Source organism: Desulfopila sp. IMCC35006, from assembly GCF_005116645.1.
GTDB lineage: Bacteria > Desulfobacterota > Desulfobulbia > Desulfobulbales > Desulfocapsaceae > Desulforhopalus_A.
The window spans coordinates 131,845-153,913 of sequence record NZ_SWCM01000006.1; the positions used below are offsets into that span (position 1 = coordinate 131,845).

Annotated in this window: 23 protein-coding genes, 4 tRNA genes and 3 pseudogenes; 17 read left to right on the plus strand and 13 right to left on the minus strand. The window is 47.6% G+C overall.

The features are described 5' to 3' along the window. Positions 1-42: 42 nt before the first annotated feature. From FCL47_RS12065 to FCL47_RS12095, 7 genes are all read left to right on the plus strand, one after another. Complete coding sequence (locus FCL47_RS12065) at positions 43-390, plus strand: hypothetical protein (RefSeq protein ID WP_136813768.1); 348 nt, start codon at positions 43-45, stop codon at positions 388-390. Positions 391-511: 121 nt separating this feature from the next. Then, the gene (locus tag FCL47_RS12070; RefSeq protein ID WP_136813769.1) at positions 512-772 is read left to right on the plus strand and encodes a DUF1778 domain-containing protein; all 261 of its coding nucleotides are present in this window, start codon (positions 512-514) and stop codon (positions 770-772) included. Continuing rightward, on the plus strand, positions 769-1,167 hold the full coding sequence (locus FCL47_RS12075; RefSeq protein ID WP_136813770.1) for a type II toxin-antitoxin system VapC family toxin: 399 nt from the start codon (positions 769-771) through the stop codon (positions 1,165-1,167). The genes FCL47_RS12070 and FCL47_RS12075 overlap by 4 nt, the downstream gene beginning before the upstream one ends. 185 nt (positions 1,168-1,352) lie before the next feature. Then, positions 1,353-2,039, plus strand: a complete 687-nt coding sequence (locus FCL47_RS12080; protein ID WP_136813771.1) for a PilZ domain-containing protein — start codon at positions 1,353-1,355, stop codon at positions 2,037-2,039. A 2-nt stretch (positions 2,040-2,041) separates the two neighbouring features. Further along, positions 2,042-2,716 (plus strand): PilZ domain-containing protein, encoded by a 675-nt coding sequence (locus FCL47_RS12085; protein WP_136813772.1) that lies wholly within the window; start codon positions 2,042-2,044, stop codon positions 2,714-2,716. Between the two features lie 59 nt (positions 2,717-2,775). Then, positions 2,776-3,819 (plus strand): hypothetical protein, encoded by a 1,044-nt coding sequence (locus FCL47_RS12090; RefSeq protein WP_136813773.1) that lies wholly within the window; start codon positions 2,776-2,778, stop codon positions 3,817-3,819. Position 3,820: 1 nt separating this feature from the next. Then, positions 3,821-4,120, plus strand: a complete 300-nt coding sequence (locus FCL47_RS12095) for an EscU/YscU/HrcU family type III secretion system export apparatus switch protein (protein WP_136813774.1) — start codon at positions 3,821-3,823, stop codon at positions 4,118-4,120. A 115-nt stretch (positions 4,121-4,235) separates the two neighbouring features. Here the strand turns inward: FCL47_RS12095 and FCL47_RS12100 are convergent, their stop codons facing one another. The 8 genes from FCL47_RS12100 to FCL47_RS12135 all read right to left on the minus strand — a co-directional run bounded on the left by FCL47_RS12100 (position 4,236) and on the right by FCL47_RS12135 (position 12,372). Continuing rightward, entirely contained in the window at positions 4,236-5,762 is a 1,527-nt protein-coding gene (locus tag FCL47_RS12100; protein WP_136813775.1) for a carbon-nitrogen hydrolase family protein, read from the minus strand. A 247-nt stretch (positions 5,763-6,009) separates the two neighbouring features. Further along, positions 6,010-6,086: transfer RNA gene (locus tag FCL47_RS12105), tRNA-Asp, on the minus strand. 50 nt (positions 6,087-6,136) lie between these two features. Next, positions 6,137-6,212 (minus strand) — tRNA-Val (locus FCL47_RS12110). Between the two features lie 120 nt (positions 6,213-6,332). Continuing rightward, positions 6,333-8,666, minus strand: a complete 2,334-nt coding sequence (gene lon / locus FCL47_RS12115) for an endopeptidase La (RefSeq protein ID WP_136813933.1) — start codon at positions 8,664-8,666, stop codon at positions 6,333-6,335. Between the two features lie 91 nt (positions 8,667-8,757). Next, positions 8,758-10,029, minus strand: coding sequence for an ATP-dependent Clp protease ATP-binding subunit ClpX (gene clpX / locus FCL47_RS12120; protein WP_136813776.1), 1,272 nt, complete (start codon positions 10,027-10,029; stop codon positions 8,758-8,760). A 3-nt stretch (positions 10,030-10,032) separates the two neighbouring features. After that, positions 10,033-10,632, minus strand: coding sequence for an ATP-dependent Clp endopeptidase proteolytic subunit ClpP (gene clpP, locus FCL47_RS12125; protein ID WP_136813777.1), 600 nt, complete (start codon positions 10,630-10,632; stop codon positions 10,033-10,035). 149 nt (positions 10,633-10,781) lie between these two features. Next, positions 10,782-12,110, minus strand: coding sequence for a trigger factor (tig, locus tag FCL47_RS12130; protein WP_136813778.1), 1,329 nt, complete (start codon positions 12,108-12,110; stop codon positions 10,782-10,784). Positions 12,111-12,287: 177 nt separating this feature from the next. After that, positions 12,288-12,372: transfer RNA gene (locus FCL47_RS12135), tRNA-Leu, on the minus strand. A gap of 512 nt (positions 12,373-12,884) precedes the next feature. On the opposite strand from FCL47_RS12135, the gene FCL47_RS12140 reads away from it, so the two are divergent. From FCL47_RS12140 to FCL47_RS12160, 6 genes and pseudogenes are all read left to right on the plus strand, one after another. Further along, positions 12,885-13,322, plus strand: a complete 438-nt coding sequence (locus FCL47_RS12140; protein ID WP_136813779.1) for a YncE family protein — start codon at positions 12,885-12,887, stop codon at positions 13,320-13,322. A gap of 12 nt (positions 13,323-13,334) precedes the next feature. Continuing rightward, positions 13,335-13,769, plus strand: a pseudogene (locus FCL47_RS12145) (DsbA family protein); the annotation flags it as partial. Between the two features lie 9 nt (positions 13,770-13,778). Beyond that, a complete protein-coding gene (locus tag FCL47_RS12150) occupies positions 13,779-14,735 on the plus strand; it encodes a PhoH family protein (RefSeq protein WP_136813781.1) in 957 nt (318 codons plus the stop codon). 117 nt (positions 14,736-14,852) lie between these two features. Continuing rightward, a pseudogene (ybeY, locus tag FCL47_RS25640) lies at positions 14,853-15,143 on the plus strand (rRNA maturation RNase YbeY); the annotation flags it as partial. A 75-nt stretch (positions 15,144-15,218) separates the two neighbouring features. Next, positions 15,219-15,950 carry a pyridoxine 5'-phosphate synthase gene (locus FCL47_RS25645; protein WP_370459553.1) on the plus strand — a complete coding sequence of 244 codons (732 nt, stop codon included), beginning with the start codon at positions 15,219-15,221 and terminating at the stop codon, positions 15,948-15,950. A gap of 106 nt (positions 15,951-16,056) precedes the next feature. Beyond that, a tRNA-Leu gene (locus FCL47_RS12160) sits at positions 16,057-16,144 on the plus strand. A 420-nt stretch (positions 16,145-16,564) separates the two neighbouring features. Here FCL47_RS12160 and FCL47_RS12165 read toward each other — a convergent pair. The 5 genes and pseudogenes from FCL47_RS12165 to FCL47_RS12185 all read right to left on the minus strand — a co-directional run bounded on the left by FCL47_RS12165 (position 16,565) and on the right by FCL47_RS12185 (position 18,507). Continuing rightward, the gene (locus FCL47_RS12165; protein WP_136813782.1) at positions 16,565-16,873 is read right to left on the minus strand and encodes a HigA family addiction module antitoxin; all 309 of its coding nucleotides are present in this window, start codon (positions 16,871-16,873) and stop codon (positions 16,565-16,567) included. 11 nt (positions 16,874-16,884) lie between these two features. Further along, a pseudogene (locus FCL47_RS12170) lies at positions 16,885-17,163 on the minus strand (type II toxin-antitoxin system RelE/ParE family toxin). A 260-nt stretch (positions 17,164-17,423) separates the two neighbouring features. Beyond that, positions 17,424-17,627 (minus strand): hypothetical protein, encoded by a 204-nt coding sequence (locus FCL47_RS12175; RefSeq protein ID WP_136813783.1) that lies wholly within the window; start codon positions 17,625-17,627, stop codon positions 17,424-17,426. A gap of 79 nt (positions 17,628-17,706) precedes the next feature. Beyond that, the gene (locus tag FCL47_RS12180) at positions 17,707-18,228 is read right to left on the minus strand and encodes a GNAT family N-acetyltransferase (RefSeq protein WP_205747301.1); all 522 of its coding nucleotides are present in this window, start codon (positions 18,226-18,228) and stop codon (positions 17,707-17,709) included. Then, positions 18,229-18,507, minus strand: coding sequence for a DUF1778 domain-containing protein (locus tag FCL47_RS12185; RefSeq protein ID WP_136813784.1), 279 nt, complete (start codon positions 18,505-18,507; stop codon positions 18,229-18,231). A gap of 363 nt (positions 18,508-18,870) precedes the next feature. Between FCL47_RS12185 and FCL47_RS12190 the strand changes: the two genes are divergently transcribed. Genes FCL47_RS12190 through FCL47_RS12205 form a run of 4 tightly spaced genes read left to right on the plus strand, consistent with a single transcriptional unit; the run spans position 18,871 to position 22,022 of the window. After that, the gene (locus FCL47_RS12190; protein ID WP_240744222.1) at positions 18,871-19,503 is read left to right on the plus strand and encodes a type IV secretory system conjugative DNA transfer family protein; all 633 of its coding nucleotides are present in this window, start codon (positions 18,871-18,873) and stop codon (positions 19,501-19,503) included. A gap of 54 nt (positions 19,504-19,557) precedes the next feature. Next, a complete protein-coding gene (locus FCL47_RS12195; RefSeq protein ID WP_136813785.1) occupies positions 19,558-20,934 on the plus strand; it encodes an HD domain-containing protein in 1,377 nt (458 codons plus the stop codon). Next, a complete protein-coding gene (locus FCL47_RS12200) occupies positions 20,931-21,650 on the plus strand; it encodes a hypothetical protein (RefSeq protein ID WP_240744223.1) in 720 nt (239 codons plus the stop codon). The genes FCL47_RS12195 and FCL47_RS12200 overlap by 4 nt, the downstream gene beginning before the upstream one ends. Positions 21,651-21,668: 18 nt before the next feature. After that, positions 21,669-22,022 (plus strand): recombinase, encoded by a 354-nt coding sequence (locus tag FCL47_RS12205; protein ID WP_136813786.1) that lies wholly within the window; start codon positions 21,669-21,671, stop codon positions 22,020-22,022. The last annotated feature ends 47 nt before the right edge of the window (positions 22,023-22,069 follow it).

Here is a 22,069-nt window from a genome sequence, read left to right on the forward strand (position 1 = left end):
TGCCCCACCTCCACCCTCTTAACCGGAGCCACCCAAAAACGCATGCAAAGTAAAAGGACAATAACCCCTAATACCCAGATAACCGATGTTGCCCAGTTTTTCGCGGCAATAACGGAAGAATATGAGTATTTCGAGGGCAGTGTCCTGCAGATAATAAACAATATCCCTACCTGTTCGCCCCAGGAGATCCAGGCTCAATGCAGCAAGATCGGCGAACAAAGGAACAAACTGGCAATTATGGATGAGCAGATGTTTGCCATCATCGATCTGGCTGGAAACGAAATCGCCCAAACCCCGATGATCCAGACCTATCGGGTGGCCTTTGCCAGAGCCACAATGGCCTGCAATAACCTCTATCAAAAATTACAGGCATTACGCGCAACCATGTAAGCCATCAGGCTTTTCAAACGGACATTTGATATAATAGGGATGGAACAATGCCTTGACAGAAAAGCAGAGTGAATGCATATTTTAATGTCACAATGCTGGCAAAAAAATTCAAGGAGAAAAAATGGGCTCAATATCAATACGGGGACTTGATGACGAACTTTCATCCTTGCTGAAAAAAGCGGCGGCTGCAGAGAAAAAGAGCGTCAATCAGTTTGTTCTGGAAACGCTGAAAAAACATTTAAATTTAACGAAAGAAAAACGATTTTCCCAGGAATGGCATGATCTTGACAGTCTCTTCGGTCAGTGGTCAAACGAAGAGTGTTCACTCATCCAGGGCAAAATAGACGATGAACGAAAAATCGATGAAGAGCTCTGGAAATGAATAAGATTCTCATTGATACCAATATCTATTCCGCAGCGCTCAGAGGCGATCCCGAGGTCGTCCAGATTTTACGACATGTTATCCACATCGGCATCTGTGCCGTTTCCCTTGGTGAGCTTCTCTCGGGTTTCAAGGGTGGAAACCGGGAGCAGGAAAACAAGAAATCATTAGGCTTTTTTCTAGATTCCCCGCGAGTAGCAATTTACAGCATTGACGAATATACAGCGGAATATTACAGCGCCATCCTTAATCAACTCAAAAAGCTCGGCACTCCTATCCCAACCAACGATATCTGGATCGCAGCAAGCGCATTTCAGCACGGGCTGCAACTCTATACTCTCGATAAACACTTTGCCAATATTGAAGGTCTGCTCTTGCACAATAGTCAGGTTTGAAAAATTGAAATTGACAGCAAGCAAACCCGGCTGATTTCGCTTATAAATAACAACCGACTGTTTCTGACTGCCATGTTCCCCCTGGCCGCTTCGCCTGCCTCTCTTTGCTTGCTGCCGATCTTGTTTAATGCTAAAATAATTGATCTACCATTTTTTAATTTTTTTTATTTTCATACAGGAACACTATGCGCTCCGACACCAACATCCTGCAGAATATCCCCGACGGAAAGCCCGTTCGAATCTTCCTCCCTCTTCTGAACCGACCAGAACGGGTCAGAGCCCAGTGTCTCTATCAGAAAAGTGAACCACCAAAATTTTCCCTTTTGTTCAAATCGGGAGTTCTGCCTGTTGAGGAAGTCGATATAGAAAAGCCGTGCATTATCAGCATCGACATGGGCGGACCGACCGTGTCATTAGAAGCCATGATCCAAAAGATCAGCAATCAGCAGACCCTGGCCATGATCGTGCAAAAGTCGATAAGCCATGATCAGATGCGTGAATATTTCCGAGTTGATGCGGTGACCAGAGTAATTTCAAAATCCTTTCAGACTGAGCATTTCAACAATCAAACTGAACCATGGTCGGCTGAGGGGCATACCGTTGATATCAGCGGCAGCGGGATTCTGGCCATATTTAACGAAAAGCCCCAGCCGGATCGGCCGGTGACACTGGAAATCATGATCCCGTCCCTTGAGCCCGAGACCATCAAGGTTCTGGCCCATCAGATTCGGGTGCAGGAATTACATGACGGCCGTTTTGAGGTTGCCTATCATTTTGACGATATAACCACTGAAGACCGAGATAAAATTATTGGCTGTTGTCTTGTCATACAAAGGAAAATGCTCCGCCTGAAAGTGATGGTGAAAGAGTAGTTATGTCCACAGATATCATATCCATCGTCGAATCCATCCCTGACCGCCAACCGGCATCTCTTACGGTAACTGACCCGACGGGCAATACGATCAAGCTCCCCTGCAACTTTAAAGAATCGGAAGCACCTGGTTTTTTCCTGTTGTTCTCCGCCGGGACCATCCCAGAAAATATTGGCAAGGATTGGCGATGCGCCCTGGTCAGTAAAGACTCAAACGAAGAGACGGTCACCTTCTCCGCAAAAATTGTCGAGCTGCTGAACAACCGGGTTATTGAGCTGGTGGCGAAAAAATCAATCCGCCCCGAAGATCTCCGAGAATATTTCCGGGTGAATATCAAGGCGCCGGTAGCTATTTTCTACGACCCAGGCACAAAGGGCAGTGATGAACAGCCACTTGAACTGAAGGGAGAAACGGTCGACATCTCCCAGACCGGGGTATTGACAATGCTCTCTGATGACTGCCGGATTTCCTTACCGGTAATTATTGAGCTGAACCTGCCCAATCCGGCCGAGACGGTTATCTGCACGGGTTGTGTCGTCCGCTCGAAAAGGGTGCGTAAAGGTCGCTGGCTGACCTCTTTTCATTTCGATCAAATATCCGATAAAGCAAGAGATATTATCGCCAAAAACTGCTTTGCCGAACAACGCCGCCAGCTGCGAGAGAATATCCATACTTGAAGCAGGGGCTGGCTGATTCTCCGGATTAATTTTTCACTGCCCTCGACGGATAAAAACATATGGCCACTATCCTCCCCCTCACCTCCATAGCCACTATCGGCTCTGCGACGTCGCAAGGCAGAGGGCGCAGCCAGGGACAACAGCCGCAGACCGAAGGCCAGCTGCTCAAAGCTTTAGTCGTTGAGGCCAGGGGAGACAACCGTTTTATCCTGGATATTGGCGGTACCCGGCAGGCCGTCCGCTCAGAGGCGGCTCTCGCCCCGGGCCAGTCGCTCAGGCTCCAGGTGGTCAGGACCGAGCCGCAGGTTGAGCTGCAGATTGTCGCAAGTCCTCTCAGCCAGCTCCAGGGCAGGTCTCTGACAATGCTTGGCAAAGCGATAGATCTGACCGGTCTGGTGCAAAATTTTCAGCAACAGGACCCATCACTGCTCGAGAGACTCTCCCCCGCCACCCGCTCAACCCTTGAAGGCTTCTTTACCCTGCAGCAAAGCGGGGTGGAGGGAAAAGAAGGCGGTCTCGTGCTCAGGCAACTCATCAATACTCTTGGCCTGAACCTGGAACAATTACTTGCCCGGGGCGATAAAGACAGCGCATTGCACACCCTGAAGGCGGCACTGCTGGAAATAACCAACAGTTTTACATCTCCCGGCGATATAACCGAAAGCACCCGAAAAATCCTCACCACTCTTGAACTTTTTCAACTTGTTCAACTGCAGACGACCAATGATACGCAGCTCATCCTCCCCCTCCCGTTGCCCTTTCTCGAACAGGGCTATTTGCTCATTAACCAGGACGACAAGGATTCCGGAGAAAACAATACCGCCGGTGCGGAAAATCGTTTTTCCGTGCACCTGACCGTCTCTGGGCTTGGCAATCTTCAAGTCGATTTTTTACAGAATGCTGAAGGACTGTTTATAAGATTTCGTGCCGACTCTCAGGAAAAAGCCGATTTTATAGCAACATACAGTGCAGATCTAACAAAGGCTCTTACAGATATTCCGCTGATAAATGTATCGTTTTCCGCTAACGCCCCCGATCCAATCCAGGACCTGGTCCGCCAGCTTGTACCAGCCGGCAACCAGATACTTGATACCAAGGCTTAAAATGGTTGAACGAAAATCGACAGGAAAAACGCCGGCGAAAGCCATTGCTATTGTCTACAACGAAAATGAGTCGGCGGCACCGAAGGTGGTTGCCACCGGCAAAGGGGTCATTGCCGAAAAAATTATAGCCACCGCCAGAGAAGCCGGAATCCATATCCAGGAGGATGCCGACCTGGTCGAGCTTTTGGCAAAGATACCAATCGGTGATGAAATCCCGACGGAACTGTACCAGACCGTCGCCGAAGTGCTCGCGTTTGTCTATCAGATAAATGAGAAATTCAAGGAGAAGACCAGCAGGTAAAAAAGGCGGGCTGCCCCACCTGCGCTTCATACTTTACAGCCTGACAGGGAGAATGAACCCAGCAATACAAGAAGATGCTACTTCGTTTACAAATTTTTCTGGCTCGGCAGAAGTGTCATGGTTTTTTTAACTGAATCTCATAAATATCAGTTCTCCTGTCTTTTAGATTGGTAACACTCCCTACGTTATGAAGTTCTTTCAAGAGCTCCAGATCAACATCGACAACCAATATCATCTCTGTGTTGGGAGTAGATTCTGCTTTAATACCATCCGGAGGAAAGGCGAAATCACAGGGAGTAAATACAGCTGATTGAGCATATTGAATATCCATATTCTCAACTTGCGGCAAATTCCCAACACATCCGGCAATTGCGACATAACACTCATTTTCCACCGCTCTTGCCTGAGCGCATATTTTTACTCTTGAAAAACAATTTTGCGTGTCGGTCAGGAAAGGGACAAAAAGTATTTTCATCCCATAGTTAGCTAGAATTCTCCCCAGTTCCGGAAACTCACTATCATAGCAGATAAGAACGCCTATTTTTCCACAATCGGTATCAATGACTTTTAATTCATCCGAACCTTTCAGCCCCCAAACTTTTTTCTCGTCTGGCGTAACATGCATTTTTGCGTATTTTTCGACCAAGCCATCTCTTTTGCAGACAAAACCGACATTATATAGATGTCCATCTCGAAGTTCAGGCATACTACCGGTTATTATATTTATATTATAGGCGATTGCTAATCTTGAAAATTCATCTTTGAATTTTGGGGTGAATTTAGCCAATTCTCTGATGGCTTCAGCTTCCCCCAAATGATTGAATGTGGCCATTAACGGGGCGTTGAAAAACTCCGGAAACAGCGCAAAATCACTCCGGTAGTTTGAAACAGCGTCAACAAAATATTCAGCCTGTTCCAGCACTTCGTCAATATTCTTGAATGGTCTTACCTGCCATTGAATGAGACCCAACCTAATGACAGTCTTCTGAGACATAGGCTTTTTTGACGGCTTGGAATAATAAATATTATCCCAGGCTAACAATGAAGCATATTCACAACTTTCAACATCCCCCTCAAGATAATTTTTTAAAACCCTTTTCACATAGAAGTCATTTGAAAGCTGAAAATTTAATACCGGATCGTAAATCTCTCTTGCTCTGACCTTTGCGATATATTCTTTTGGCGTTAATTCGTTGGAGTGCTCTTTATAATTCGGCAACCTGCCACCGAACATAATACCTTTGAGATTCAGCTCCTCACACAGCTCCTGCCGAAATTCATACAATCGCCGGCCAAGCCGCAAACCGCGATATTTTTGACTAATAAATACATCAATACCATAAAGGGTATCACCTTCATCGTCGTGCGTATCAAAGGTATAGTTTCCGGTTATCTCTTTATAGGTATGGGAATCGTCAAATTTGCTGTAATCAACGATGATACTGAGCGCAAATCCGGCCAGACTGCCATTTATCTTTATGCCAACCTGACCTCTCGGGAATTTATTGAGCAATGCGGAAAATTCTTCATATGTCCAGCTTGAATCATCTAAATGCCTATATTCGTCTTCCATCAATGCAACAATATTTGCATGGTCATCGAGAGAAAGGTAGGTAAGTTCAATCTTATCTATGGAATCCATATTTTTACCTTTATTACGTTGAGATGGAGTTGGGCAGAAGATGTTAATTGTGCTGAACGCCCGGTACGCCTCGGTCCAGGAAACAACGGAACCGGGAATATTATATTGAGGGAAATTACACCGACACTGAAGAGGTTATAGACCTCCTCGAACGTGGCAAACTTGTAAAATGATCATGAAATTGACGCAGTATTTCACGCTCCAAACAAAAAAGGGTTTACAGAAAATTCTGTAAACCCTTTATATTTGGCGGAGCGGACGGGACTCGAACCCGCGACCTCCGGCGTGACAGGCCGGCATTCTAACCAGCTGAACTACCGCTCCAAAATTGCTACTGATTTGATGCTAACCTATTACATTCATTTTTTTGGTTGTGGTGGGCGACACAGGGCTTGAACCTGTGACCCTCGGCTTGTAAGGCCGATGCTCTCCCAGCTGAGCTAGTCGCCCCCGTCGCAACCAATGGTGAACGAGTATTTACCAATTTCACCCCCCTGCGTCAAGAAAAAAAAAGCCATTCCGCAGATTATCATCATAATTATGATTTTTATCTTTTATTTCAAAAAGATATTACGCTTTAAAGAGGCTTTGACCTTCCTGTAACAGCAAGGCGTGGCCCAGCACTTCATCCATATGATTGACCACGTCAATGGTCAGAGATTTTCTAATCTTAACCGGAACATCGTTCAGGTCCCGTTCGTTTGCCTTGGGGATAAGAACATGGGTAATGTTGCCGCGTTTTGCCGCAAGGAGTTTCTCCGTCAACCCGCCGATCGGCAGCACCCTGCCCCTGAGGGTAATCTCTCCGGTCATAGCCATATGATGCTTGACCGGAATCTTCAGCAAAGCGGAAACCAGGGTCGTTGCAATAGTAATTCCCGCCGAGGGGCCATCTTTGGGAATGGCGCCTTCAGGGACATGGATATGGATATCCAGCTTCTGGTAAAAATCCTCATCAAGCCCCAGCACCTTGGCTCGGGAGCGTACGTAACTGAGAGCGGCCTGAGCCGATTCCTGCATAACTTCCCCCAGCTTTCCGGTGATGGTCAATTTCCCGGCACCGGTCATCAGGGTAGCCTCAATCTGGAGGAGTTCACCGCCGACCTCGGTCCAGGCAAGACCGGTAGTCAGGCCGATCTCGTCATTTTCCTCGGCCAGCCCGTATCGATATCTGGGGGTGCCAAGATACTTGCCGACCGATTGGACACCGATGCGATATTTTTTATTCTTGTTGCTCTTCGTAGTTCTGCCGTTTTTCTTTAATCTCTCCCGGGCAATCTTACGACAGAGAGAGGCGATGATTCTTTCCAGATTTCTAACGCCTGCCTCCCGGGTGTAACGCCGAATAATTTCCAGGATACCACCATCGGTCAGCTGGATGTCATTGGGTTTGAATCCATTTGCTTCCAGCTGTTTGGGAATCAGGTAGCCCATGCCGATTTTCAATTTATCTTCTTCGGTATACCCGCTGATCTGGATGATCTCCATCCGGTCCTGCAGCGGCACCGGAATGCCATGCAGGTTATTGGCGGTAGTGATAAAAAAGACCTCGGATAAATCATAGTCGATGTCGAGATAATGATCGTTGAAGGCAACGTTTTGTTCGGGATCCAATACCTCCAGCAAGGCTGAAGATGGATCGCCCCGAAAATCCATCGACATCTTATCCACTTCATCAAGACAGAAGACCGGGTTGGCTACCCCAACCTTTTGCATTGACTGGATAATCTTGCCCGGCATCGCCCCGATATAGGTTCTTCGATGGCCGCGGATTTCCGCTTCGTCCCGCACCCCGCCAAGAGAAAGACGGGCAAATTTTCTACCCATGGCCCGGGCAATGGACTTGCAGATGGATGTTTTACCGACGCCGGGAGGGCCGACGAGACAGAGAATCGGCCCTTTTATCTTTTTTACCTGGGTCTGAACCGCCAGATATTCCAGGATTCTTTCTTTGGGTTTAGGCAGACCATAATGATCCTCATCGAGGATCTTTTCGGCCTTGTTTATGTCAATCTTTGAGGTATCCTTTACATCCCAGGGCAGACTGACGATACAATCAATATAGTTGCGAACGACAGTCGTTTCGGCCGACATGGGCGGCATGCTTCTAAGTTTCTTGAATTCTTTCAGTGCCTTGTCTTTGGCCAACGCCGGCATTTTTTTATTTTTAATGGTCTCTTCGAGCTCACCCATCTCATCGAGGCCATCTTCATTCTGGCCAATTTCGGTCTGGATCTCCCGGACCTTTTCGCCAAGATAATAATCCCGCTGGGTCTTGCCCATGCGCATTTTCACCTTGGCGTTGATCTTCATCTCGAGCTCCGCGAGTTCGATTTCGCGGTCTAATACCTCCAGCACCTTGGCTATTCTTTCGGTGAGTGGCTCAATTTCCAGGATCTCTTGTTTTTCCTCACTTTTAAGCGGTAAATGCGCACAGATGACATTCAGCATTTTCAAAGGATTATCCATCGACTTGACTGAACTGACGACCTCTTTGGCAATTTTTTTATTGCTGGTCGCATACTGCTCAAAGAATTTTCGCAATTCCCGCTCAAAGGCGATCAATTCAGTGGTCGGCTCGAGATTATCTATCCGTTCCTCGACTTCCGCCTGCAAAAAATCATCCTTTGGAACATAGGAAATAATCTTCGCCCGGTTTTTTCCTTCAACCAGGGCTTTGATCGTTCCATCGGGCAGTCGGAGCAACTGCATTACCGTCGCGAGTGTGCCAAAGCTGTAGAGGTCATCACTGGCTGGATCGTCAATGGTAGCCTTGCGCTGTGTTACCAGAAGAATATCCGTCTTCTTTTCCATTGCATCTTCGAGTGCCTGAATGGACTTTTTCCGGCCGACAACTAATGGGGCAACCATATGCGGAAAAATGACTATATCCCGAAGTGGCATCAAGGGGTAAAGTTTTGTCACAAAATCTCCTTTGAAATGTACATTACTGTTGCAACGATAAAATACCTAAGCGAAGATAATCAACGAGCTATCAGGCTGTTTTCAACTGTTCATCCGCACTGTCACTGTGGTACAAGATAACCGGATATTCACCCTGAGTTATGACCTGCTCACTGATTACGCATTCCTGCACGCCTTGCCTGGAGGGAAGATCGTACATCACTTCCAGCATGGCTTCTTCCATAACCGATCGCAGACCGCGAGCCCCCGATTTTCTTTTCAGGGCTTTGGCTGCAATAGCTGTCAGGGCCCCTTCGGTAAAACTGAGCGTGATACCGTCAAACTCAAACAGCTTCTGGTATTGTTTGGTCAAGGCATTTTTCGGTTCCTTCAGGATGCGGATCAGATCCGCTTCCACCAGTTCTTCCATGGTAGCAATAACCGGCAATCGTCCAACCAGTTCAGGAATGAGACCAAATTTCAGGAGATCTTCCGGCTGGACCATTTTCAACAGTTCGCCGATTTTCTTCTTTTCATCACCGGTAACCTTTGCCCCAAAACCGATGGATTTGGCACCCTGCCGCCGGCTGACCACAGAGTCAAGCCCGACAAACGCTCCGCCACAGATAAATAGAATATTGGTCGTATCTATCTGGACCAGTTCCTGCTGGGGATGCTTTCTGCCGCCTTTTGGCGGAATAGAGGCATTGGTTCCTTCGATAATTTTCAAGAGCGCCTGCTGCACGCCTTCCCCGGATACGTCTCTGGTGAGTGACGGGCTGTCAGATTTTCGGGCAATTTTATCGATCTCGTCGATATAAATAATTCCCCTCTGGGCCTTCTCCACATCGTAGTCTGCCGCCTGCAGCAGGCTTACCAGGATATTTTCGACATCTTCGCCGACATAGCCGGCTTCGGTAAGTGTGGTTGCATCGGCCATACAGAAAGGCACATTTAATATCCTGGCCAAAGTCTGGGCCACCAGGGTCTTGCCGGAACCGGTCGGCCCTACCAGAATTATATTCGATTTCTGCAGCTCGACCGAATCATCCTCCACCGGTGCGTCAATTCGTTTATAGTGATTATGCACCGCAACCGAGAGAACTTTTTTGGCATATTCCTGGCCAATCACGTATTCATCGAGGTAGGCGTTGATTTCCTTTGGTTTCAGAGAAATCCTGCGATCTTCCACCGGCTCTTCGAACTCCGGGCCATCCTTGTCGTGGACTATTTCATTGCAGAGCTGAATACACTCATCACAGATAAACACGTCCGGCCCGGCAATGAGTTTGCCGACCTCATCCTGATTTTTTCCGCAGAAAGAGCATACACAATCAGGCCCGTTGTTATTTACATCATCCATACTTTAATCCTCGACTAATTCTTCCCGTTTAGTAAGTACCTTATCAATGATACCATATTCCTGGGCTTCACTTGCACTCATAAAATAATCGCGATCGGTGTCTGCGGTAATTTTTTCGAGCGGCCGCTTGGTGTGATGGGCGAGCAGACGGTTCAGCTCGTCTTTCATCCGCAGGATTTCCCTGGCCTGAATATCAATATCCGTAGCCTGGCCCTGGAATCCACCCATCGGCTGGTGAATCATGATCCTGGCATTGGGCAGCGAGTAGCGTTTCCCGTCGGTTCCCGCAGCCAGAAGAAAGGCACCCATGGACGCAGCCTGGCCCATGCAGAGAGTCGCAATATCGCACTTGACATATTGCATGGTATCATAAATCGACATACCTGCAGTAACCGAACCACCGGGGGAATTGATATAAAAAGTTATATCCTTTTCGGGGTTCTCCGCCTCAAGAAAGAGCAACTGGGCCACAATCACATTGGCCACATCGTCATTGACTCCTGAGCCGAGGAATATAATCCGTTCTTTTAACAGACGTGAGTAAATATCGTACGCGCGTTCCCCTCGGGGACTCTGCTCCACCACCATCGGCACAAGATTCATAGGTAACTCTCCTTAAAACGGTTCGACTGCAAGAGGCGCGGAGCCCTATGCAGTCGTTAATATTTAAAAGCTGTCAATTACATATCCAGCAGGGCTCCCCACCCGATATGCTATTATAATTCTTTTCCCGGCGTACGCAAGCTGACCTATCAGCTTTTTGCAGCAGCGTCTTCCTCGGTTTCCGGTTCCGCCTTAACAGGGTCGACAAGAACCGCCTCTGCCCGAAGAAAAGCAAGGATTTTCTCGTTCAGCAATTCATTCATCAAAGGCAGGAGATCGTCACGATTTTTGAAGTATTCTTTTACCTTGGCAACGGACATGTTGTACATATCGCCGATACGCTTCAGGCCTCTTTCCATATCTTCTTCTTCGACTTTGATCTCTTCAATCTCGGAAATTTTCTTTAACAGAAAATCGCCCCGGACCCTTTTTTCTGCCATTACGGCATTCTGTTCCGCCAGTTTTTCTCTGCTCAAGCCGGCAGCTTCGAGGGTCATGCCACTCTGTTCGAACTGTTGTTCCGTCTGCTTGATCATCTGTTCAATTTCAAATGCGACCAGCCGTTTCGGCACTTCAAATTCATGAGCATCGAGCAGTTTCTGCATTATCTTGTCGGTGAGCGCACCCTCGGCCCGCTCCTGGCGCTGCTTGGTGAGCCGCTCTCTGATCGACGCTTTCAAATCGTCCAAAGTCTTGAATTCTTCGCCAGCATCTTTGGCAAATTCGTCGTTGAGTTCGGCAAGAACCCGCTCTTTAATATCTTTGACGGTAATACGAAATTCTACTTTTTTGCCTTTAAGGATAGGGTTGGGATGCGTCTCCGGGAAATCGACTTCCTGGGTACCCACTTCCTCCCTGTTCATGCCGATCAGTTTTTCCTCGAACTCCACTCCCATATTGCCTTCACCGACTTCAACGGAGTAGTTTTCGTTTTTGACCTGAGGCATTGGAGTGCCGTCGTGGTATCCCTGGAAATCGACAATGACCACATCGCCTTTCTGGATCGCTCTATCGGTCACCGAACGAAGCACCGCCAGATTTTTCTGCATTTCGGCCAACTCAAGCTGGATTTCTTCATCGGTTACCAGGATTTCTTCTTTTTCGACTTCGAGGCCTTTATACCCGGCCAGTTCAAACTGGGGACGCACGTCGACTTCGGCAACGAAGGTAAAGGAGCCATCGTCGTTGAACTTGACCTCTTTAATATCGGGATGAACAATGGGATCAACTCCATTTTTTTCAATGGCATCGAAATAATTGTCCTGCACCAGCTTCTCTCCAGTCTCTGCTTCAACCTGGCCTTTATAGTATTTGATAATGACAGAAAGAGGCACCTTGCCACGACGAAAACCTTTCATCTTCACTTCTTTCTTCAGCTTATCGTAAGCCTGGTTCAGTTTAGGTTGAACACTGTCTTCGGGTAGCGTGACCGTTATTTTTCTTGTGAGAGCGCTAAGCTCTTCAACATTTACATCCATCGAGTCCCATCCTTTCGTTTTAAAATTATCATAAACACCTGAATCCACATTTTTCCAGTCACCCACCGCCGTTAAAAAACAGCCAATTTTCAGTGCTGGGGGTCAGCAAAATAACAAAATAAAATTGCAGTGGATTAATACTGCCACAGGTGAGGTGTACAGCATATCTGAAAATTTTGGTGCGAGAGGGGGGAGTCGAACCCCCACACCGTAAGGCGCCAGATCCTAAGTCTGGTGCGTCTACCAGTTCCGCCACCCTCGCAGCCAGGTTTTTTGTGGTTTCAATGAAATTACACTCACCAAAACGCTACTAAGTAATTCACATAACAAATACAGTCAAGCCCGTACTTGATATTGTCTGACTGAGAACACAAAAAGTTGCTATAAATACCATCTTGCATGTTTGCTTACCACTTTTTTTTAAGAATGCCGCTTTTTTTGCCGTTTAGAGTATCATTTAATCTTTTTTCCAGCTTTCCCTACCCGGAATAAACGCGTTGCGGCTCATGTTGCTATATCGATAATCTTGCGGAAACGAGCAAGAATGGATACAGTAGCCGCTAAACATCCGCTGCTTATCGTTACGAAATATATTCTATTTATTGAATTATTTTTGATGGCGTCGTAAAAATCCCGGCAAGGGCGAGCGATTTTCTCTCTTCCCATCGTCGCCCAGGGACTCTGCCGATATGTACCGGTAATGTTTTTTTACTTAACCATCTTGCATTTAATCCTTTTACGAGTGTCTTACTTATAATCTTTACTGAGGCTTTTATGAAATTTCCTAGACTGTATACTGGTTGTTTAATTACATTGTTTTTGGCATCCGGGGCCAATGCCCTGGCGGTACCTGATGCAGGTCAGGATAACCGGGTTGAGTGGAACGTCCTGCAGAAGTGGCCCACGGGCGGCAAAACACTGGACATGGTTCACTCTCTCGACGGAAAATATGTCTATATTCTCAATGACAAACAGATGGTCCAGGTCTACACCACTCAGGGAAAGCTGCAAGGTTCCATTCCGGTTGAGGAAGGAGTTTCAGCCATTGACATCGCACCACTGGGAGAAAAGCTCTACCTGATCAATAACAAAAATCAAACGTTCAGTTCCATCGCGGTTTCCTTTATTGTCGATGTCGACATCAGCGGATCACCTTTCAGAGGACCAGCCGATGCCCCGGTTACCATCGCTTTATTCACCGACTTTGAGTGACCATACTGTGGCAAAATTGAGCCACTTCTCGAGCAGTTGCTCGAAAAAAACCCGCAAACCGTAAAATTAGTCTTTAAGAACATGCCTCTTAATTTTCACAAGATGGCCCTGCCTGCGGCAAAAGCGGCATTGGCCGCCCGGGAACAGGGAAAGTTCTGGGAGTTTCATGACCAGCTCTTTGCCGTACCAAAATTGACGCAAGAGGCCATTGATAAAATTGCCGTCGATCTGAATCTGGATATCCCCCGCTTTCGACAAGACATGGAATCACCAAAAATCCAGGCATATATTGAAAAAGACCTGCAGGATGCCCAGAATGCCGGAGTTACCGGAACACCAACTCCTTTCATTAATGGCCGCCTCCCGAAAGAGCGCAGTCTGGATGGTTTCCAGGCTATAATCAATGATGAGCTGCAAAAGCTTACTAACCCGGTAAAAGGAAAATAATCTACCCGCATGAATGGAAACTTTATCCAGCAGGATCTTACCTTTACCGACAACAACCACGCCTGTGCGTTGTACGGCGATCTGAATAAAAACCTGCAGACCCTGGAAAAAAGTAGTGGTGTCACCATTAACGCCAGGGGAACGAACCTCCGCATCACGGGTCTGCCCCACGATGTGGAGTTGATTACCACCCTGCTGAATCAACTCTATGAGCTCATCGGCAAAGGCTATCCGGTGTACAGTTCCGACTTTGCCTTTGGGCTGAAGATCCTTGAATCAACGCCCAAGGCAAGACTGGATAGAATCTTTCTCGATAAGGTCTATGTGACCACCCAGAACCGGGTGGTCTCGCCCAAGACCAAAAATCAGAAAATCTACATAGACGCCATCCGCAATAACGATATTGTTTTCGGCATCGGGCCTGCCGGGACCGGCAAGACCTATCTTGCCGTGGCAATGGCCGTTTCTGCCCTGACCAGTGGTCAGGTCCGCTCGATTATCCTGGCCCGACCGGCGGTCGAAGCAGGCGAAAAACTGGGTTTTTTACCGGGCGATCTGGCCCAGAAGGTAAACCCCTATCTGCGTCCCCTGCACGATGCCTTGAATGATCTGCTTGGTCCCGATAAAGCCTTTGATTTCATCGAACAGAATATTATTGAAATTGCCCCCCTTGCATTCATGCGCGGACGCACGCTGAGCAATGCCTTTATTATCCTCGATGAGGCGCAGAATACCACCCGGGAACAGATGAAAATGTTCCTTACCAGGATCGGTTTCGATTCCCGCGCGGTAATAACCGGCGATACCACCCAGGTGGACCTGCCGGTAAAGAGTCAATCGGGTTTAGTGGAAGCCAGAAGATTACTGTCCGATATTGACGGCCTCAAGTTCTGTTCTTTCTCCAAGGAGGACGTGGTCCGCCATCCCCTGGTCCAGGCAATTATCAACGCCTACGAAAAACAGTAAGCAAAAGGGAAAAAACTCGTGTCCACCGATCTTACCATTCACCGCCTGGCTGACGGATATCCTCTCAATAAAACGAAGCTCAAAACACTGGCCAACCGGCTGCTGGCGGAATGCGGCGTGCAGGACCATTCCCTCAGCCTGCTCATTACCGGCGACGAGGAAATTACTCGGTTAAACGCCCAGTATAGAGACAAAAACCAGCCGACAAATGTGCTCTCTTTCCCTTTTTCTGATGGTGCGGATCCATCCCTTGCCCTGCTGCCGGTGCATGAACTGGGCGATATTATCATCTCGGTCGAGACTGCCCAGCGGGAAGCCATCGAATACAAACAGACCTTGCATGAACGTATGAGCTGGCTTATCGTCCACGGCCTGCTCCATCTCCTCGGCTATGATCACGAGCGGTCAGAGAACGATGAGAAAGAGATGCTGGATAAAGAAAATGCATTATTACAAAAGCTCAACAGGTACAGGAGAACAGCAATGACTAAACTGGCTATCAATGTCGATCATGTGGCGACCATACGACAGGCAAGAGGAATCAGTGAGCCCGATCCGGTTAGCGCTGCCGCGATCTGTGAACTTGCCGGAGCCTCTGGCATCGTCATCCACCTGCGCGAAGACCGCCGCCACATCCAGGACCGCGATGTCTTTCTGCTGCGACAGACGATAAAGACCAAGCTCAACCTGGAAATGGGCGCCAATAAAGAAATCGTCAAAATAGCCTTAAACGTCAAACCGGACCTGATCACTTTAGTGCCCGAAAAACGCCAGGAGCTGACGACAGAAGGCGGCCTCGATGTTCTCTCCCAAAAGAAAAAAATCGCCAAGGTTATTGAAAAAATGACTGCCGCATCGATTCCTGTCTCCATCTTTGCCGACCCCGATCCGGACCAACTTACCGCCGCCTACGATGTTGGTGCAACTTTTGTTGAGCTGCACACCGGTAAATACTGCGATGTAATTGGCGAGAACAACCGGCAGCACGAATTCCAGCTTCTCCAGGAGGCAGCCGAAGCCGCCGCACAAATGGGTTTACGGGTCTGTGCGGGACATGGCCTGAACTACCAGAACACGGTACCGATTGCCGCCATCGACACCATTGAAGAACTCTCCATCGGCCATGCGATCATCGCCCGGGCAGTTTTTGTCGGTCTCGACCAGGCTGTGCGGGAAATGCTTGCTCTTATCCGGCAGGCCGATTCAACAATGTAATCCGCACCAAATGCTGCCAAAGGACTGACCGCCGCCATTCAAGCGGAAACGAGGTGCTATTCTGGATTGACAAGCTTGAACCGGTTATGGTAAAAGCAACCATCTTGCCTGGATGGTGGAACTGGTAGACACCCGAGACTTAAAATCTCGTGCTCCTTGTGAGCGTGCGAGTTCGATTCTCGCTCTAGGCACCACAGATTTATCCAAAGACTTCCACCAAAGTCTTTTAAACCCGCAGCTGGCAACAGTTTGCGGGTTTTTTCTTGTCTTTTTTGTCTATTGACATCCATTAACCTCCAGCAAAATCCGCTGCAAAAAGGGTATATTAAAGGGTATATTTAAATCGATCATCGAACTGAGTTTCAAAATATACCCTTTGGAGACTGTTATGCCCAAATTAACTGCCCTGGAGAACATGCCTCCCAGTCGTCTGCCTGATGGGCCGAATTCTTTTATCTGATTACCCCTCAAACTCAGCTTGTCAAAATGGAGGGGTGCGGGCTGTTCGTTTTACAGGTCTCTGCATGTCTTGAGTGAAATAGGCTCTGTACATATATAAAAGAAAAGCCGTCCTCCCAAGGAGATGGCTATCGAGACAAAACAAACGGAAGCTATTAAGATAGGGAAGAGTTAGTTTCCCTGCCTTGCAGAGGTTTTACTTTCGGGCGTTTTGTTTTACCTGCCTGCCAGAGGTCACAGGAATCCTGCATCCGCAACCAGAGTTCAGGGGTTGTGCCAAGCCACTGGGAGAGGCGCAATGCCATATCCACCGAGACACCATTTTTGCCGTTTAACAGTCTGGACAAGGTGACGCGGGAGACCCCCAGTTGCCGGGACGCCTCAGTCACACTTATACCTTCCGCTTCCAGTACATCTTCTTTAATAATTTCCCCAGGGCGGGGTGGATTATACATTGCACTCATATCTTTTCCTCTTAATCGTAATCCAGGTAATTTACCAGCTCTACATCATCCCCGACAAATCGAAAAATAACACGCCAATTGCCATTAACTCATACTGAGAAAAAACCTTGTTGCTTTCCCGTTAAAGGGTGCAGCCTGTATCCGGGCAAGCTGACATCTTCTATTTTTGTTGCCACGCCCAATACACCAAGTATCCTTCTCAGCTTGGGAGCGTGATTAGCCTGAATACCTGCTTTACTGCCGGTTGTGTAAAAATTCTCCAGCCCTTTATGTTGAAAACTTTTTATCATGTTTTACTGTAACTCGTATCTTTACAGTACACAAAAAAAAGCCGTCCCCCGAAGAAGACGCTATCGTTAGTAGAAAGTAGATCAGGCTGGCACAACTGACAGACCGGTGTCCGTCCGTATCAGCTCAGCCATTTTCTCCGTTAACAACCAGAGAGCCTGGTTCAGTTTGATGTTGCGATCAAGGGCTTTGACTGGACGTGTGGTTTTTCTCTTCAGCCGTCCATTGCTGTCTCTATTTAGACCTTTGAGACCGCTGCGCCTTATATTTTGTTGACCACATTAAAGGTTGTCCACAGATCTTTGTTGTTATCGTCTAAACGCCGTTCGGCAAGCAATTGATCCAGCCGGACAGGAGCGTTTGCCGGTTCATCATGTACCAGACTGTGGGCTGCTTGGGCGTAGACACCACGTTCGTCTGGGCTCATCTCGATAACCTCCCGGTTGGCAAATTCCGACGCCACCATCAGGCCGTTGCCGCATATTTGTCGCCACTGAAAAATGCAAGTTAAAATTAATTTCCAGATGCTTTTTTGCGATGGTGTTTCAGAGTTGCTGTATCACCTGCATTGGTACGAACAACCGCATCGGATTATCTGAAAAGGCATGGAATACGTCGAAACGATTATAGAAATTCAATGCATCTTCGTCCAGGACATCAAGAACCACACCAATTGAGGGGAGTCCCCTATCTTTAAGGATGACTGCTTGGCGAAGAGCCGTTATTAATGTTTTTGTTCCAAGCCCTTTCTTTTGATATTTCTCAGAGACAGCAAGGCGAGCCAGCAGAGTAACCGGGACGGGATAAGATGGTAGTTCTTTCTGGTTTATTGGAAGTGTTTCGCGGGTGACGGTTGCGACCGCCAGGGTATAATATGCGGCCACTGGAAATTTCTTTTTCCCTGCCTTGTCCTCTTCAAGCAGTACCCATGTTTTACTGATCCCAAGTTCGGCATTCTTTAAGGCATAACGAATCAGGAAGGTATCCATCTGCGGTTTGCCGCAACGGAACCGTCGTACATCTTGATGTGTAGTATCGAGATCGACAAAACCTTTTTGCAGTGTCAATTAATACCCCTCACTGTCCAGGCGTTTTGCGGCTTTCAGCAGGGACTTACTCGGCTTCAAAGTCTTGTCGTTACAGACAGCAATAAAGTTATCAAACTGGGCATTGGTTAATTCGATCGTTTTTTGTTGCGCTAGAATACTCGGCGCGTGCTCTCGAATCAATCGAGTCACAAATTCAGTGAGTGAGCTGCAGCCCATTGCGGCAGAAGCCCTTTCTGCTAAGTTTTTTACCTCCGGACTCACACGCATTTCTATACGTTCACGTGCTGTTGTGGCCATGACAACCTCCTATTAAATTTTTTCATATGATCCACCTATAATATTAACACATGTGCGGCAAATAGCCGCACATAATTCTAAATAAATTTTTTGTCCCCCTTTTCAGTAACAGGTCATCTCTCCAGAAAAAAGGATATAGAACCGACAAGGATGAGTTGTCCTCTAAACCAGTACAACGGGATGAAAAATTCATGCAGAACATCATAGACTTGTTTGCCAAGCAATATGGGTTGACCAGAAGCGAAGTAATGGCAGAGATCGAAAATGTTTTCTCTTCAGTACTTTCCCGGTGGTATCGCCTTGAGGTGATGGTCTTTTTCCGAAGTAATCTGCAGCTGGAGGCCGTGGCGTACAACAAAATCAATGATCAAACGGCTGGAACAGGGCAAAGGCATCATCCTGGTGGTGCAGTTGGGCTCTCTTCTTACCAAGCGGGCTGCCTACACGGCAGGCAAAGTGATTATCTCGATGATCCAGGCCTTCGTTGGTCGGGTCTATTCCAGCGGCAAAAGTGTCACGCCCTCGCTGGTACTGCATATCGACGAAGCCCAGTCGGTTCTCTACCATGGAATTGAAGATTTATTTGCCAAAGCAGGCGGGGCTGAAGTCCTTATCCACGGCTATTGCCAATCGATCAGCCAGTTATATGCCGAAGTCGGAGAGGACCGAGCCAACACTATTCTGGACAACTGCAACACCAAGCTCTTTATGCGGGTCCCGGACGCAAACACCGCAAGCTATGTGTCTAGGCATCTCGGCGAGGAACGGAGGTTCTCGCCGATCATCTCTGTTGGTGGCGGTTTATCGATACGGGAAACTGAAGAGATCAGGATCAAACATACCGAGATTCTTAATATGGCCCCTCGCGAGCTGTTCCTTAGCACCTATTCCGGCACGTATAAGGGCAAAACTGCTACTGTCAGTGACGGGGAGTTGACGGTGATATTTCCGGATCTGTCGAAAAGAAATAAAGTCAATCGACCAAGTGGCATCTGATAGTTGATGTTCACCATTGGCAACTGGCTCAGGATTTTTGACTGGAGTCACTACATGTTATGGCTGGCTTTGGGGTTGGCTGTGGTCGTTATTATGATCCTGTTTTTTGGTAAAAAAAAGATAGCCAAAGAAATTCATCTTCATGAGTTGTCGAAGATCTGGACAAAAGAGGGCTCCAAGACAATTCATATCTCGGAACTCTCGCCTCTTTGGCGAAACCAGCAGAGTGTCCCAGGAGACGATGAATTTTTTGAAATGCGCAGTCCAAGAGCCGTCGCATTTATGAAAAATATTCTGCATAAGCCTCTCTTTGAAAAATTTCCGCAGCAGAAAGCCGTTTGCGGGCGAATCCTCAAACTTCTGGACAAAGAGGGTAATTGTCCCTCAGTTGTTGATATACATGGAGATGTTGAAGGCAACTGGGATGAAAACACCTACCGGTTACTTGCCCAAACAACTTTGCTTGATCATTCACTCAATGTAGCCGAACAGGTTGTGCAGATTCTTTCCGACAATAAGGCCTGGCACGTTATTCCGGATACCATGGTAGCGGCCTTAGCTCACGATTTAGGCAAGTTGCAATCGTTGCGAGGCTATCTCTATTCCCTGGGAGAACACCCCCTGGCCGCAGGCCGACCTTTGGCTGGAATTGGCGGTTTTAATGAACTGCCTAAAAAGGATGAAATTCTACGGGCAGTCAGGCTGCACCACAAGATGGTCCAGGGACTACTTGGCAAAACCTTGAAAAAAGCCGATCAACTGGCCCGGCAGAAAGAATTGGAAGCTACAGTCCTGCATGAAGACACCGGAAAGGAGGTAAATGAAAATATCCCGGCGGATATGGTGCAACCAGAGACAAGAAATATAACGACAGCAGCTCGCCAGGTCCAGGCGGATATTTACAGCGACAACGATGCGTTCGACCAGGAAAAATCTAAACCCATCGCACCGAAATTAATGGATATCTCCGGTTGGTTTGATGCTTCGCAGTTTTTGGAAGATCTAAAACCGTATATCAACAAGATGTTTGGGCGCCGATTCCTGGCCTTTTCCATGCCGAACGGCCATGTCTATTTTCAGGTGAAGGTACTGGAAGAAGTGGCACGGAAGCAGGCAGAGAAGGCTGGTAATATGGAAATTGCGGCAATGGCCCAGAAGGATGAAACCATGCGACAGGTCCTGTTCACCATTGTCCATCATCTACGGGCAGAACATGAGATTATTGATCGAGGGCTGATCAAAGATTCTTTTTTCGGCGGCTATTTTACCGTCACCCGGAAAATCGGTAAGTCCATCAAAGGCTATTACACGCCATTTCATGCTGAACGCTTCGGGTCTATCGCCGAGATGGAAGAAGAAAAACCCGCGATGCTGCGCGATATCGTAAAGGTCAGTCCATATCTCGACAACAATGACTCACAGGATGCATGATGGCTAAAGATTGGGAAAATAAAGGGCAAAGCGATACCAACGCGCAGATCATTACCACCGATAACGGCAGGATTTATAAACCCAGCAACCTGCTGAACGCCATCTCCGAGATTCAGCAATTTTACGTTATCGAGAGTAAGGGCCAAAATATCCCTGCGGAATTCCTTACCCTGGATCGAACGCTGGACTTTTTTAAGATCGGCATAAAAAGCGGCTTTCACGAAGGTTTTGCCCTGATACTGCTTTTCCCGGTCTTCCATTTCTATCTCTTTCCCTTCGTCTTTCATAAGCTCGATGCTTTCAGCCATTTGATGTTCGGCTCTATCCCCTATCTGGTCCTGCTTATCAATACCGCGATGTGTACCTATATCAGTCGTTACTATGTCGGCAACATCACCAGAAAGGCAATCAACTCATTGCTTCTGGGCCGAGCCATGTCCCTGCTGCTCAAGGCATTCCTCATATACGTCATTTATCTGCTGCTCTATCGACTCAGTACACCTGAGAACGTCTGGAAGCTGGTCATCCATTCTGGGTCCATGGCTGAGAAAATATATTACGGGTTTATGGAGATAAAACCGCACCTGTTGCCGGTGGCCGTGAAAAGCTCCATGCTGATGGTCGTAGCGGCCATCTGCCCATATGGATCAGTATATTTTCTGGACCTCTGGCATCGATATCGAATCAAAAGGAACGCAAAAATCATTTCCGCATAACTAAAAGGTGAGAGAAAAATGGCTGAGAATAAAGAAACGAAACCAACCTGGCAGGAGATTCAGGAAAAAAAGATCAGTATGGTCAAGGAGCGGGGATCACGGGTGCTGAAAATTAATTCTCCGCTCAGCTCGACCATGTTTAATATCCTGCGCCAATTCGATATGGCGTATATCAATTTCAAGGCAAGACTTGGCGAACTGGATGGGATCTCGCACAAGGAAGGAGAACAGTTGATGGAGGAAGGCCGCGAAATTGTTATGGCCTTTTCCGACTATACCGAAAAGCTGAGCAAGAGGATACGGTTCCGATATTATACGCCCAGGGAAATCAGTGAATTCATGAAAAATGACCAGGAAATGGATTCAAAATAATCTTGCAAAACCCCGGAGAACCTACTATTTGAGCAATAAAAAGCACT